The 13,330-nt window shown below is 65.3% G+C and carries 9 protein-coding genes, 1 rRNA gene and 1 pseudogene; 3 read left to right on the top strand and 8 right to left on the bottom strand.

Annotated elements, in window-relative coordinates; genetic code table 11:
• Positions 1 to 109: 109 nt before the first annotated feature.
• Together ACIP63_RS29205 and ACIP63_RS29200 are read right to left on the bottom strand one after the other, a co-directional pair.
• On the bottom strand, positions 110 to 1,066 hold the full coding sequence (locus tag ACIP63_RS29205; RefSeq protein ID WP_401521460.1) for a BsuBI/PstI family type II restriction endonuclease: 957 nt from the start codon (positions 1,064 to 1,066) through the stop codon (positions 110 to 112).
• Positions 1,063 to 2,523, bottom strand: coding sequence for an Eco57I restriction-modification methylase domain-containing protein (locus tag ACIP63_RS29200; RefSeq protein ID WP_401521457.1), 1,461 nt, complete (start codon positions 2,521 to 2,523; stop codon positions 1,063 to 1,065). The genes ACIP63_RS29205 and ACIP63_RS29200 overlap by 4 nt, the downstream gene beginning before the upstream one ends.
• 360 nt (positions 2,524 to 2,883) lie before the next feature.
• Here ACIP63_RS29200 and ACIP63_RS29195 point away from each other — a divergent pair, with 360 nt between their 5' ends.
• On the top strand, positions 2,884 to 3,882 hold the full coding sequence (locus ACIP63_RS29195; RefSeq protein WP_401521454.1) for a BsuBI/PstI family type II restriction endonuclease: 999 nt from the start codon (positions 2,884 to 2,886) through the stop codon (positions 3,880 to 3,882).
• Between the two features lie 45 nt (positions 3,883 to 3,927).
• Here the strand turns inward: ACIP63_RS29195 and rrf are convergent.
• A 5S ribosomal RNA gene (gene rrf, locus ACIP63_RS29190) occupies positions 3,928 to 4,044 on the bottom strand.
• Positions 4,045 to 4,435: 391 nt separating this feature from the next.
• On the opposite strand from rrf, the gene ACIP63_RS29185 reads away from it, so the two are divergent.
• The gene (locus ACIP63_RS29185; protein WP_401521452.1) at positions 4,436 to 6,487 is read left to right on the top strand and encodes an ATP-binding protein; all 2,052 of its coding nucleotides are present in this window, start codon (positions 4,436 to 4,438) and stop codon (positions 6,485 to 6,487) included.
• Between the two features lie 145 nt (positions 6,488 to 6,632).
• Here ACIP63_RS29185 and ACIP63_RS29180 read toward each other — a convergent pair whose 3' ends face one another.
• Positions 6,633 to 7,067, bottom strand: a complete 435-nt coding sequence (locus ACIP63_RS29180) for a helix-turn-helix domain-containing protein (RefSeq protein ID WP_401521449.1) — start codon at positions 7,065 to 7,067, stop codon at positions 6,633 to 6,635.
• A gap of 292 nt (positions 7,068 to 7,359) precedes the next feature.
• Positions 7,360 to 9,411 (bottom strand): hypothetical protein, encoded by a 2,052-nt coding sequence (locus tag ACIP63_RS29175; RefSeq protein ID WP_401521447.1) that lies wholly within the window; start codon positions 9,409 to 9,411, stop codon positions 7,360 to 7,362.
• Between the two features lie 525 nt (positions 9,412 to 9,936).
• Between ACIP63_RS29175 and ACIP63_RS29170 the strand changes: the two genes are divergently transcribed.
• Complete coding sequence (locus tag ACIP63_RS29170; RefSeq protein ID WP_401521444.1) at positions 9,937 to 10,659, top strand: hypothetical protein; 723 nt, start codon at positions 9,937 to 9,939, stop codon at positions 10,657 to 10,659.
• A 405-nt stretch (positions 10,660 to 11,064) separates the two neighbouring features.
• Here ACIP63_RS29170 and ACIP63_RS29165 read toward each other — a convergent pair.
• The 3 genes and pseudogenes from ACIP63_RS29165 to ACIP63_RS29155 form a co-directional block, all read right to left on the bottom strand.
• Positions 11,065 to 11,486: pseudogene (locus tag ACIP63_RS29165) on the bottom strand (catechol 2,3-dioxygenase); the annotation flags it as partial.
• The gene (locus ACIP63_RS29160; protein WP_401521441.1) at positions 11,467 to 12,609 is read right to left on the bottom strand and encodes a 4-oxalomesaconate tautomerase; all 1,143 of its coding nucleotides are present in this window, start codon (positions 12,607 to 12,609) and stop codon (positions 11,467 to 11,469) included. The gene ACIP63_RS29160 and the pseudogene ACIP63_RS29165, both read right to left, overlap by 20 nt.
• On the bottom strand, positions 12,606 to 13,313 hold the full coding sequence (locus ACIP63_RS29155) for a 4-carboxy-4-hydroxy-2-oxoadipate aldolase/oxaloacetate decarboxylase (RefSeq protein WP_401521438.1): 708 nt from the start codon (positions 13,311 to 13,313) through the stop codon (positions 12,606 to 12,608). The genes ACIP63_RS29160 and ACIP63_RS29155 overlap by 4 nt, the downstream gene beginning before the upstream one ends.
• Positions 13,314 to 13,330: the final 17 nt, after the last annotated feature.

The following is a 13,330-nucleotide window of genomic DNA, read 5'->3' as shown; positions in this document are numbered from 1 at the left end:
AGAGGAGAAGCTGCGTGCACCGCTGACCGCAACTTTGTCCTCGGGTTACACCGGACTTATGACGACCGCGACCTGGGAATTCACTCAATCAGAGCGCGAGCTGAAAGGCTCACTCGTAGGGGCCGAGGAACCGCGAGCCGTTCAGGTGGATCAGGTGATCAGGCGCGTCAGCCACCCAGGCTTCGGTCTCCCATGCGAGGTCGGCCAGCCACTTGCGCATCGTGGCGCGGTCCGGGAAGCAGTTCACGAACACCAGCCCTGCCTTGTCCGTCGCGAAGAGGTTCTTCAGGTGCTGACGCCGTCCGAAGTCGATCGGTCCGTGAGAAGTGACGGCCTCCATCAGGAAGAGCCAACCGCGCTGCTCGTCGTAGACCACGAGGTCCGGGTTCTTGCCGTGCTCGTCGAAGGTCAGTCCGAGACGTGCGAGGACATCGTCTTTGCGGATGTCGTAGCGGTGATCCTTGGCGTCCCCCAGGTAGAGCACCTGCCCGCCAGGGGCGAAGCGAGGGCAAAACTCCTCGACCATGTCCCGGATCAGGGGGTTCTGGCCACCGGGAGAGAGGCGGAACGGAGACCCATCGGGAAGCGTGACCGGGAGCATCTGCATTTCGCGGGCGGCCTTGTGAGCAGCCTGCTGGGTGGGAGCTTCGACTATCCAGGCGTCGAGGGCGTCCTGGAACCCCGGAGTGCCGAAGAGACGCACTACCGACAGAGCAGCCGGAGCGATCCGATAGTTGTTCTTTGAGGAGTTGACCGCGCGCCCTTCGGGAGCATCGGAGTTGTGCTCAGCGAAACCCGCGTCGACGAACTGGTGGAGCGTCTGCTTGCGAAACGTCTCGCGCGAGTTCGGGGCGTACCCCTTGCCCCACTTGTTCGCGATGATGCCCATGACTTCTGTGACGCCGAGGCGCGGGTTGGTCGCCACGTCCCACGGCTCGCCGGGCTCCAGGCCGAGCAGCACGAGGGCTGTCAGGGCGGACCTGTCATTGCAGCGAACCTTGTCGAAGCGGAAGGCTTCCAGGAGGGCGCTGGCGTTGTCGACGGATGCTCGTAAAGTGCTGGTCACTCTGCGGAGCCTACGACAGCGGGGAACAAGTCAGCCACGAGGGCGTCGAGCTTCGACTGCTCCGGGAGCCATTCCGGTGCGCTCTGCGCCAGGCGCACCAAGTCGTCACGGGAGGGGAAGGGGAGCGTCTTGACGTCCCCGGCGTTGACCTGGGTGTGCCCGGAGAAGGTGCGAAAGATCGCGTCGAGTGTCGAGGAGTTCAGCCAGAGCATCAACCCGTGCGCAAGCTGAGGCTCGATAGGCCCCTTCTTCTCGTGCAGATAGTTGGTCTTATTGTCCAGGGCAATCGGGCCGTTGTGCTTCCAGACGCCCGCGACCACGCGCCGCTTCTCCTCCTTCGCGGAGAAACGCTTGATGACGACGTAGTGCCCTTCGGGGAGAAGTAGTTTGCGCGCGGCCTCGTTGCTGGGGGAGAAGCCCTGCGGCTTCTTCGCAGTGCGCAGTGGCCACTCGATCGCTCCGCTGCGTACGTTGGCCTGGTAGACCATCGGCACGACACCGTCGGCGCCGAGGTCTTCGGTCAAGTGTTCGCGGTTGCGGAAGTCCACGACCTTCCCCGTGCTGACGCCCAAGCCCAGGTCAGCCAATGTGAACGCCACGGCCGGCGGCACAACAGCGGAGTCATCGAAACGGACGAACCGCTCTCGGTCCCCGGGCAGGACTACGGCGTCGAACGGGATGGTGCGGCGCAGCGGAGCGTCATCGTGCGCGATCGACGCCGACAGGACGACCTGAGGCTGCTGGTCACCCCGTGTGCCGACCACGATGACGTTTTCCTGGAGGACGCCGGTGTCGGCGAAGACTGTGTTACGGCTCTCGAAGACGTGTAGGAGGTCGAGGCTGGTGCGATCGAGCATCCACTGACGAAAGGCGCGGTGGTAGGTGCCGTTGGCCCAGGAGCGGGGCACGATGATCGAGATCTGGCCGCCGGGGGCGAGGGCGGCTGCGGCCCTGGCCCAGAAGGCCGTGTAGATGTTGCTGGTATCGACCAGGTGGTGCGCAGTGCGCGTCCGATGCAGGCTACCTGCGGCGAGCTTTCCATAGGGCGGGTTGGCAACGACGAGGTCAAACGGCCCGTCGATGAGTGCGTCATCGTCGGTTAGGTAGTCGCCCTGCACGAGGTCGAACGTAGTGCCGTAGGTTGCCTTGCATTCCTCGAGCGTGGCCCGCAGGTAGGGAATGACTTGAGGGTCGATCTCCACAGCAACGACGTGTACGTGCAGGTCAGGGTGCTCTTCGTGCAGTCGGGTCACCAGTGCGGCGGTCAGCGAGCCGGCCCCAGCGCCGGGGTCCAGAACGCGCACGGTATTGCTCAGCACGTCTAGGCGAGGCATCGAGGCGATCAGGTTGGCGGCTGGTGCAGGAGTGAAGTACTGCCCCAGGGCGGCCTGGGAATCAGGCGCAAGGACACTGAGCGCCTCCACCCGTCGTGCCTCGGTGCTCTCGATCAATTTCACGTCCGCGATCCTCTCACGGAGACCCCCGTGGAGTTGTTGGTGGAGATGCCTACCAGATCCGCACCCCGTGGCAACGTTTGAGGCGGGCACTGAAGGGCGAGAGAGCGCAGGGCGTCCCCGGATTCATCGCTACGAAGCCATGTCGTAACGCATGGGCGCTGCGGATTACGAACACCTGGCCGCTCGCAGTCAGGCTGAGGGAACCTCTTAACTGGCCTTCGCCGGCGAGCCGGGCGGCGTGGACGGGGACGCAGCTCTCACCCCCGCCATGACCGCCCTGGGTGACCGCCGGTACCTACCTAGACGACTTGTAGCCTAACCCTCACTCAATGTACCGAGACGACTGGCGGGGGCTGACGGGTGACGAAAGAACAGCAGGAGAAGAAGCTCGACGAGGCGAGGAGGATTCTTGCCGCAATAGGGATGCCGAAAGAGCAGCAGGGAAAGCGGACCGCACTCGTATTGCTTGCGATGCTTAATCTCCGACCGACACAAAGTTGGGATGAGGTTATTCCGCACACTCTCGGAGTGACCCCATGCATGGATTGGATGGCCGAAAATTATCCGGACATCCCCAAGGGGAGGAATGGCGAGGATAGGTACGCGCCGAATAGTCGCGAGTCCGTACGCAAGAAATCTGTATACCCGCTGATGCGTGCCGGAATCCTCGTCAAGAACTCTGACTCACCAAACCGGGCCACCAACGACCAAAATAACCGATACCACCCTAGCGATATTGCTATAAAGGCCATAGCAGCTTTTGAATCAGCGACATGGGATGAGCGCCTGAGAGAGTTCCACGCGGAGCAGCCGAAGCTGATCGAAGTGAACGCCGCCGAGAGGCAGGTTCACAGGGTGCCCGTCACACTGCCCGATGGAGGCAAAGTCGACACGGCCAACCTGAGCCCCGGGGCACATAGTGAACTTATCAAAGCGGTCGTCGAGCGCTTCGGATCACAGTTCACACCCAAGGGCACTGTGGTTTACCTGGGTGACACCGGCTCCAAATGGATCGTGAACGAGCCGGAGTACCTGGCTGAGCTGGGAGTCGTGGTGGACCCCCACGGCAAGATGCCTGACGTGGTCATCCACTTTACCGATAAGGACTGGCTAGTCCTCGTAGAGGCAGTCACCTCCACCGGACCAGTCGACAATCAGCGGATCTCACACCTCAAGGAGCTCTTCGCGGGCGCCCGTCCTGGCCTGGTCTTCGTGACAGCGTTCCTAACCAGAGGGAAGTTCCGCCAATTCATGGCTGATATCGCCTGGGAGACTGAAGTCTGGATCGCGGAAGAAGAAACACACATGGTGCATTTCAATGGCGAACGCTTCCTCGGCCCATACGATAAATCCGAGTAAGCAGTTGAGGGCCGCCCCCACAAGGCGGGCGGCCCTCAAATGAGATATCGGCGACGACCTACTCTCCCACGAGGTCCCCCTCGCAGTACCATCGGCGCTGACAGGCTTAGCTTCCGGGTTCGGAATGTTGCCGGGCGTTTCCCCACCGCAATGGTCACCGAAAACTGATGAGCGCCCCTTAGTGGAGAAGCACTTTTCGAGGATCAGCATACAGGTGACCGCTCGGCTGATTCCACTCGGCTGGGGGGCCGACGAGCCCATCCGAGACGCCGCCTGCATATCGCAGGGCGCACGAGTCTTGCCGTGGCAGCAGGCTCCGAGCCAGGAGCCGTCGACTGGTCCCGGCCGGCACCTGTACCAGCCACTGGGCGCCACGTCCGGGCGCCCAGCCCAGGTCACAGTCACCGGCGTAGGCGTAGGTGCGAACCAGCCAGATTGCCCCCCACGAAGACAATCATCCAGCCACTGGCCATGCGCCGCCCTTGCGCGTAGCTACGCTGGCCGATCTCCAGAGATCTTGTGACGCAGGCGGATTTGGCCCGAAGGAGGACGCTTGAGGACTCATCTGCGCTTTGCCCCGGAAATCCTGATCCGCCTGGGTGAGGAGCTGATCCCCCATCCAGACCTGGGGGTGATCGAGCTGGTCCGCAACGCATACGACGCGGATGCGACGAAGAGCATCGTCCAGCTCCACAACGCTACTCAGCCCGGCGGCACCCTTGTCGTCGAAGATGACGGTGACGGCATGACGGCTGAGGAGATCCGCGAGGGGTTCCTTCTAATCGGGAGGTCCTCGAAGCCAGGAACGCCGGATAGCAAGACCAGCCGCCGTCGGATCGGAGAGAAGGGCCTGGGCCGACTGGCTGCGCTGCGACTGGGGCGGCGGGTAGAGCTGGTGTCGCGCCCGCGAAGCGAGCCCGGCGTGGAGCACACGCTCGTCATCGACTGGGCTGACTACGACACGGTTCGCTCGGTCGAGGAGGTCGAGCTCACGGTTGTCAGCCGGACAACCATGAAGAAGCCCGGTACCTCGTTGACTGTCCACCGCTTGAGGCACGGCTTCGACAAGGAGCAGATGGAGCGTCTGGCGCGGGCCATGCGACTACTCACGGGCTTCTTCCACGACGAGGAAACCGGATTCACCGCGACGCTGATCGCCCCGCAGTTTGAGCAGGTATCTGACGCGGTGAACCGCAGCTTCTTCGATGAGTACGAGTACAAACTCGAAGCTCATCTTGATGAACAGGGCTATGCGAGCACAGTCCTCTACGACTGGAGAGGACAGGTAGTCACGCGCGGCGATCACATCGATGTGGCGCCGGATGGCCGCGGCGGGCGCTTGCAGTCCCCTCTCCGCTATCAGGCTCCAGCAGCATCCTTCGAGCTGTGGATGTTCCTCCTGAACAAGCGTTCGTTCGAGCTGCGCGAGTCGAAGCGCAGATTTGCTGATCTACGCCCTTGGCTGCGCGTCGTCGGAGGCGTTCACCTCTTCCACCGGGGGTTGCGTGTGCACCCTTATGGGGACGAGGGATTCGATTGGCTCAGCTTGAACCTCCTCCGAGCACGGAGTCCGGAACTACGCCCTTCGACCAACACAAGCATCGGGCGGGTATCGGTCGAGGACCCCGATGCATTGCTCATCCCCAAGACCGACCGGATGGGGTTCCAGGAGAACGCCGCGTTCATCGAACTTCGGAATTTTGCCCGAAGCGCCACAGACTGGGCGGCGAGGGAAAGGAAGCGGATTCGTGACGGCGATCGGCTGGTGAAGCCTGCACCAACTCGGCCGATTGAGCCCGCTGCTGCCGTTGAACGCAGCAAGGCACCCAAGGACCCCGACCCCACAGGCGACGGTCAGGTATTTGAGCCTGTGGCCCAACCGGAACTGCCGACCTTGGCGCCCAGCCTGCCTGCCCAGCGCCATGAGGCCAGCTTGCCTCTGGTACCAAAGGAGCGTCTTCTCTACCGAGCGCTTGCCACAACCGGGATTCTTGCTACCGCCTTCGCGTATGAGACAGCAGCCGTCGGTGAGGCCAGCCAGGCCGCTAGGGCAGGCGAGCTTCCAGCAATCGCGACCCGAGCTACCAAAGCAGAAGGTTGTCGAGTTGCGGTCCTGGACCTGAACGAGGTAATCGGGAATGCCTTGGGTGTGGTGCGGCCTCACCTAGAGCGGCGTGGCATCGCCCTAAGCGAAGAGCTCTGGGGCGACCCGATCCGCGTAGCGGGTGCGGTGTCGGACCTGGAGGCGATCGTTTTCAACCTGGCCGTCAACGCCATGAGCTCATTGGCAGGTGCTGGTGACCACTTGGGGGAGCCTTCAGTACTGGTTCGTACTCGGGTAGATGGCGGCCACGCGGTGGTTGACTTCTCGGATTCGGGCACCGGAATCATTGACGTCGACATCGCGCAGATGTGGCGTCCGGGCGTGAGTGGCGCAAAGTCCAGGGGCGCTGGCCTCGGGCTGACAGTTGTCCGAGACGCAGTGGCTGACATGTGCGGAACGCGGCCTGGTGTTGACGAGGCTGGCTTCTCAGCAGATGCCTATGGAGAGCTCGGAGGCGCCTCCTTCCGCATCCGTCTGCCGCTGCGGACCACTGCCGAGTAGGCAGTTCCTCATTCGGGACGAATAGGTCGTGGGTCAATTCCCGCCAACCCAACAGTGAAGTTCGACGCGGACGCGGTGTCCTCTCTGCGCCGATCTCGGCAGCCCGGCGAGCACCACCTGCGGTTACAGCAGTGCCACCTTGGTGTCAACGCACGGAACGGAGGTATCGCTGCACGGTTCGTCTGGAGCAACCAAGCACTTGTGCGATGTCGTTGATCCGCCATCCGTTTTGGCCCAGGCGGATGGCCGCAAGGGCTTTGTCCGACAGAGGCGTTGCCACCGCGTCAAGCCGGACTACTGCGGCGATGCGGTCGCGGTCTGCCGGGCCGAGGCCGCCGTACCAACCGTGACGGGCTTCCGGGTCCTCCGCCCGCAACGCCAGGGCTAGGCATTCCAAGCGGCCCTCGCAGCCGACGCATACTGCCAAGAGCCCATCGGCGGGTCGCTCTCCATCCTCCGGATGGTAGAGACTCACGTCCACGTCCGTGCATGCCGCACGGACTGAGTCCCGGTTCTCAGGCGAGTGAATCAGATCGCGAAGTTCCTGTCCGCGGTCGGCGAGAAAGTGCAGGCTGTCCATCGAGTGCTCCAGCTCGTGGCCATGTCTGGTCCACAGCAAATAGCTGGGTGAGCTGGGGACTGCCCGGCGCACCCACTTGATGTCTTCCGGGTCACGCCCGGTGTGACGGCAAGCGGCGGCGGATAGCGGTTCGGCCCCGAGGCGTACCGGCTTCCCGAGCACAAGCCCGGAAAGCCGGCGTTGCCGCCCTCACCCTGGTCGGTGGGTGGGCCTCACTGTCTATCCGCGTCGCGTTACCCGGCGCGCGGCCGGGTTTCTATGCCCGCCCGGAGAACCCGGAGGCGCGAGCGATTCAAACGACCTCGCCCTGAGGAGGGGGGTCTTCGCCAGTCGGCTGACCGTCGAACTCGTTGTCCGGTTCCTCATCTTCCTCGTCGTCACGGTCCGCATCGAGGTCGTATGGGTCCTCGGCAACAATCCCGTGTCGCTGGACACTCCGCTGTTGCCAGACGGGCAGCTTGAATAGGACGTCCTGCAGGACGTTCCGCCACGCATCGCAGTCGGCTCGGTCGGCGCCTAGCGAATCGATAGCACGGGTCCCGTCGTCGGCCCTGACCGCCTCCACGACCTTGACCGCACCCTCGATCGCCTGGATCGAAGTGGCTAGGTCATGCAGGGCATTCCCGAGAATCTCAGCTGCGTTCCGAGGAGCCGGTGTGGGCGAAGGGCCCTCGCCAGCTGGTGGGAAGGTGCGGCGGAGGTCCGCGTCGGTGACGAGGATGTCGCGACCGTCGTCGTTCTGAGTGACCCGTCCTGTCTCGTCCACCTTGCGGCCCCTGCGACCCGCCCCAGCGTCGAGGAGCGTCTGCTTTAGCTGGTGCACGCCGTGCTGGGTACTGCGCATGCGGTCGATGACCTCGCCTGGGTGCCGACGATCGGGTTGATCGTTGTTGTTCGTGCCACGGTCACCCGTGAGCTGGCCGTTGATCACCAGGGGATAGGCGCTGCGGGCCGCGAGTTCCCGGGTCGCCACGCCTGGCTCCCCCTTATCCACCTCCTCAAGCGCGGCTTGAGCCAGCTCCTCCGTTCCACGCAACGTGGCCTCCCAGTCCTTGGCCAGCTCACCCGGGAACGCCGACTTCAGGTACTTCCGCATCCGTTCCCGCCTACGGGAGTCCTCTTCCGAAACCGAACGCATTACCAGAGAGGAAGCTACGTCGAGCAGCAGCTTGGTGGTGATGTTCTTGCGAGTGCTCTGTCCGGTGATGGCGACCCGCACAGCGGCGTGGATCGGCTGATCACGCTCGGCGAATAGCCGGACGATTGCTGCCGCCCGGACGGACGGATCGTCGTTGAATCCAGCTGCCTTCGCCTGGTCGGGGTTGAGAGCACCACGTAGCCAGTCCGCCTTGGCGGGAGTGATCAGTTTTCGCCGCTCGATCTCGTCCACCACGGCGTCGGCGAGAGCCTCGTTCTCCGCGGCTTCACCCCACGGTTTGGGGGAGTCGACGTGCCGGAGCGCGACCAACGACTTGACGGCAACGCCGAAGTCAGAAGTGGTGCCGTCATGAGGCTCGAAACCGACGAGCATCAGCGCCGGAAGCCGTTCGCAGCGCACGGTGATCGCCATCTCGGGATCAACCTGCGCCGGGTCGCCCGCAGTCGTGATTGCCTCGTTGAGCTTGCGGATGTGGGAACGCAGTTTCACCGTGTCGCGCAGGTAGGGAACGTCGGCGGACCTAAGGTCGAGCAGGTCGTGGGCGCACGTCACGCGGCTCGACCCTTCTACGGTGACCGGAACCGTTACCCCGGGTGTGCTGTCCTCGTGTTGAAAGGCCGTCGCGGCCAGCCAGACCTCTGTCATCACCCCCTGGTGCCGGAGGGATTCGCGCCAGTCGTTGTGGTCAAGCACGTACTCCTTGGACAGTTGCGCTGCCCACGCGAGGTGTTCTTGATTCGCGAGCCTCTGCACGAGTTCCGGGCGACTCCCTGACGCCGCGATCGGCTCGGCCAACGGACGGAAGCGCGTGCTCTCACCAGTGCCGATCAGGTTCGAGGCCGGGTGCCGGCGCGACGGACCGATCCGCGGATTTCGCGGGTCCGGGATGATGTAGCGCGCCCACACGTCCGTCCTGATGGCCAGAATCACGCCGCCGGGCACCCGCAGCCGCTCCGGGGACTCTGCCGCCCGCCGGGCGGCAGATGGGTCGACGACAGCCTGTGCGAGGGCCAATGCGGCGGGCTCGCCCATGGTGAAGTGTTCGATGAGTTTGTCGGCGAGCTTCCGTGTCGCGGTCGCCAATGCAGGTAGTGGCAGCGCTTCGACGGGGCGGGGCAGCACGGTCTCGCCCGCGCCGGATGACGGCTCCATCAGGTGTTCTCCGATCTTCGTCCCGGTGTCCATCCAGGCACGTACCTGGACGCCGTGGTCGTCCAAGGAGATCGGTCACGCTTTTCCCGTTCTCCCCCTCGGCTCGCCCGGGCAAGACCCGATGTGTCCGAGACGGCATCAACACGCTCGACCGCACTTCCGAGACGTACCGGCTTCCGCTGCCGGCGTTGCCGCCCACCGCCAACATGGCGAAGGTGAGGAGCTTGAGTCTGCTGATGTGACTGCTCGAAAAACGCTAGCAGCAGGGGTGACAACCCCTCATTATCCTTTGATTCCAAATCTGTTGGCCGCGCGATTGTGCTAGGCAGCGTGCTCCAGGAACATGGCGGTCCGCCTCGCGCCCACCCGCCAGCTGTCCCTGAGGCGGTGTCTCACGCGGTGCGTACGTGAAGCCGATTGATCTACGGGGTCAGTCCTTGCCAGCTGGATCGTGGCTGGCGCGAAAGGCCGCGCATCGGGGGCTGATGAACGTGCGAGTCGCTCCGTCAGTGCCTGCGCGTAGCGTGAGCCCGGTCCGACCGAGAACAGGGAGCCGGGATGTTCGATCGCAACGTGAACTATCCGTGCGCTGTCGCCAGCAACGACACCGAAGGTGTAAACGCAGCCATCGACTGGTGCTGCGAACACGTGGAGGACGGCGACATGCTCACCGTCTGGACCGCCCTCAAGTCCAACCTGCAGAACGACTCGGAGTTGGAACAGCTCGTGTCCCGACACTCCAACGTCGAACACGTCACCGGTAGGGGCGGCGGGATCATCCGTGGAAACGGCCCGGTGCTCATGGCGTGGCCGAACATGGCAGACATCGGGAAGCTGCTGCAGTATGGCGGCAACCGCATCCGAGCGCTTTGCGTCATCACGTGGAACGAAGACGAGGTCAGGCCGTGGGTGACAGCCGTGAGGCCATCGATCCTGGGTGACGGCTCGGTGTGGGAAGAGCTGACGCCAGAGCTCGACCCCGTCGTCGTCGAAGCCCTGAAAAGCCTGACACTGGCCGTCAACCACAACAACACCATCTCGGCCGGCTACGAGAAGGACATGGTCGTGAGCTGCCTGCTTGCCCTGCACGACGCCGGCATCCCTATGGATGATGAAGCCATGCAGGGGTGGGCTCTCGCACATGGGTGGTCCGGCAAGAACCCCGAGCGCCTCGCCAAGTACGTGGGAGACATCAACGCAGGGAAGCGTCCGCGATGCCGCCCCACGTTCCGTCCGGACTACGTCGACAGCCTTCGGCGCCGAGCCGCGGACAACACATAGGACCGCAGACTGACCCCCGTCCTGCAACAGGGCTCCTTGGGAGCCATCTGGGAGCCAACCCGCTCCCCAACCCCCTTCGAGACCGTCCGAGACCACGACAGACCTACCCTCTGACCAGGGAAAACACCATCGCCCGTGGCAAGATCGGTAACCGACCCTCATTCGGGACGAAGAGGTCGTGGGTTCAAATCCCGCCACCCCGACAGCTGAAACACCAGGTCAGGGCCTGATCCACTCAGTGGATCAGGCCCTGAGTTGTTTCCGGGGTCGCCCTGGGGGCCGAGGGGCAGACCGCGCGAGGTGCTTGGTCTCGTTGACCTCCAGCTCCGTGGAGCCGCTGATCGAGAGGTGCGGGGCGATCAGGTCCGTCGGCCGAGGACGCGGGCGCGGTTGTCGCGCCGGCCACCGCGGGCCGTGTCGAAGCGCCGCCCTGAGCTCCGGGGGCGCCTGGTAGTACTCGCTCTCCCAGTACAGGCGATCTCGTGGCCGTCGGGGTCGGCAGTGAGGTAGAGCTTGCCGATGTCCGGCTCCTCCTCCGCCCAGCGCCCCGTACGGCCTGTGGCTTCGAGTGCGGTGACCCTGCGGTCCAGGGCCTCCTCGCTGGAGGTGCGCAGGGTGGTAGGGCGCAGGCCCGGCTTCCCGGCGGCGGTCAGCACGAGGCTGTGGTGCTCGTAGTCCTCGAAGGTGCGCAGGTAGACGGAGTCGCCGTCCTGCCCGTTGACCGTCAGGCCGAGGTAGTCGGTGCAGAAGCCGACGCTGCCCTCCAGGTCCGGAGTGAGCAGTCCGGCGTGGCCGACATGGGCGATGTCACCGAGAGGGGGAGTCACCTGCGGTTCCTTGCTGGGGGAGTCCGGGGCACGGAGGAGCTGTCTGCCCGGGCCGCGGGAAGACGGTGCCGTCGAAGATCTTTCGTGCGGTACGCACCACCGCGGTGCGCCTGACGACGGGGCTGCCGTCCCCGCCCGTTCCGACAGCGGCCTCGATGTCGATGAACCCGGTGGGGTGCTCGATCCGCAGCCGGCCGCCGTCCGGTGGGAGCCGGGCGATGTCCTCGGCGATGCTGCCGGAGACGCGCAGCCCCGCCGCGACGCCGGCGGCGCCGAGGACGCCGATGGAGGTGTGGCAGCGGTGCGGGATGAAGGTGCGGGTCGTCACCGCGCCGTCCTGGACGGGCGGGGCCAGCAGGCTGAGCTTGGGGACCGTGGTGTCATGTACGTCCCCGAGGCCCATCAGGGGGCCCGCTTCGAGGCGGATCCGCTCGAGGCGCTCACGCAGGGCGCTGTTCTCCTCCAGCTCCCCCGGCGTCTCGTAGCCCGTGATGTCGAGGGCCTGAGCCGGGATGAGAACGGTCGGCATGCCGTTGTCGACGCAGGTCACCCGGGTGCCTGCGATCACTTCACGGGCCCGGCCGGTGGGCAGCAGCGGTCCGCCGCCCTGGGCGAACTCGATGACCACCGGTGCGGCGGTCCCGGGCACCCCGGAGATCCGGGCCGCCCCGGTGTAGTCGACGCGCCCGCCGGAGGTGGGGAAGGACGCGGTGGCCAGATCACCGGTGTTGACCATGCGGATGCGTACGGACGTCTGCCCTTCCCGGGCGGGGACCAGGCCCCGTTCCACGGCGAAGGGCCCGACCCCGGCGAGCAGGTTGCCGCAGTTCTGCCGGTCGGACACGTCCGCGGTGTCCACGGCGACCTGGAGGAAGAGGTAGTCCACGTCGACGTCCGGATCATCCGGATCGTCCGGTACGGAGACGACCGCGACCTTGCTCGTGAGCGGGTGCGCCCCGCCGAGACCGTCGATCTGCCGCGGGTCCGGGCTGCCCATGATCCGCAGCAGCAGCTCGTCGCGGGCGGCCGGGTCCTGTGGCAGGTCGTCCGCCAGGAAGTAGGCACCCTTGGACGTACCGCCCCGCATCAGGAGGCAGCGGACCTCCGCCGGTCCGCCCGTCACGCCCCGGTCTCCCGCGCGTGGACCTCGTACGGGGTGTACCGCACGCCGAGGGTTTCGAGCTTCTCGCGCAGTCCGTAGCGGTCCAGCCCGAGTTGCCCCTCCAGGAAGGCCGCGCGCGCCTTGGCCTCCTTGGCCTCTCGCGCCTCGGACGCCTCGGCGGTCTCGCGGACCCGCTCACGGGGAACGGCCACCACACCGTCGTCGTCGGCGACGATGACGTCGCCCGGGTGGATCACCTGGCCCCCGATGACGACCGGGACGTTGACGGAACCACCGGTCGCCTTGACGGTCCCCTGGGCGGACACGGCCTTCGCCCACGCGGCGAAGCCCATGTCCCGCAGCTCCTGGGTGTCGCGGATGCCCGCGTTGATCACCAGCCCGCGTACCCCGCGCCTCTGGAGCGCGGTGGCGAACAGCTCTCCGAACATGCCGTCGGTGGACGGGGACGTGGTGGTGACGACGAGGACGTCACCCTCACCGCACTGCTCCACCGCCGCATGGATCATGAGGTTGTCGCCGGGCCAGCTGAGCACGGTGACCGCGCTGCCCACGATCCGCACGCCCTGTTGAACGGGGCGCAGTTCGGGGCCGAGCAGACCGGTGCGGCCCATCGCCTCGCTCACGGTGGCGACCCCGTACGGTGCGAGCGCCTCGATGTCCCGCGCATCCGCCTTCGGCGGTCCGGTGACGACGATGCCGCTCATGCCGGCAGCTCCGTGAT

The organism is Streptomyces sp. NPDC088746, assembly GCF_044751065.1.
Lineage (GTDB): Bacteria > Actinomycetota > Actinomycetes > Streptomycetales > Streptomycetaceae > Streptomyces.
The sequence above is the reverse complement of the archived record's forward strand: the minus strand, read 5'-3'. Positions and strand labels throughout refer to the sequence as shown.

Excerpts from the sequence above, each read along its gene's own strand:
- ACIP63_RS29180 (WP_401521449.1), bottom strand. The coding sequence starts at position 7,067 with ATGGACAGCCTGCACTTTCTCGCCGACCGCGGACAGGAACTTCGCGAT.
- ACIP63_RS29175 (WP_401521447.1), bottom strand. The coding sequence starts at position 9,411 with ATGGACACCGGGACGAAGATCGGAGAACACCTGATGGAGCCGTCATCC.
- ACIP63_RS29170 (WP_401521444.1), top strand. The coding sequence starts at position 9,937 with ATGTTCGATCGCAACGTGAACTATCCGTGCGCTGTCGCCAGCAACGAC.
- ACIP63_RS29155 (WP_401521438.1), bottom strand. The coding sequence starts at position 13,313 with ATGAGCGGCATCGTCGTCACCGGACCGCCGAAGGCGGATGCGCGGGAC.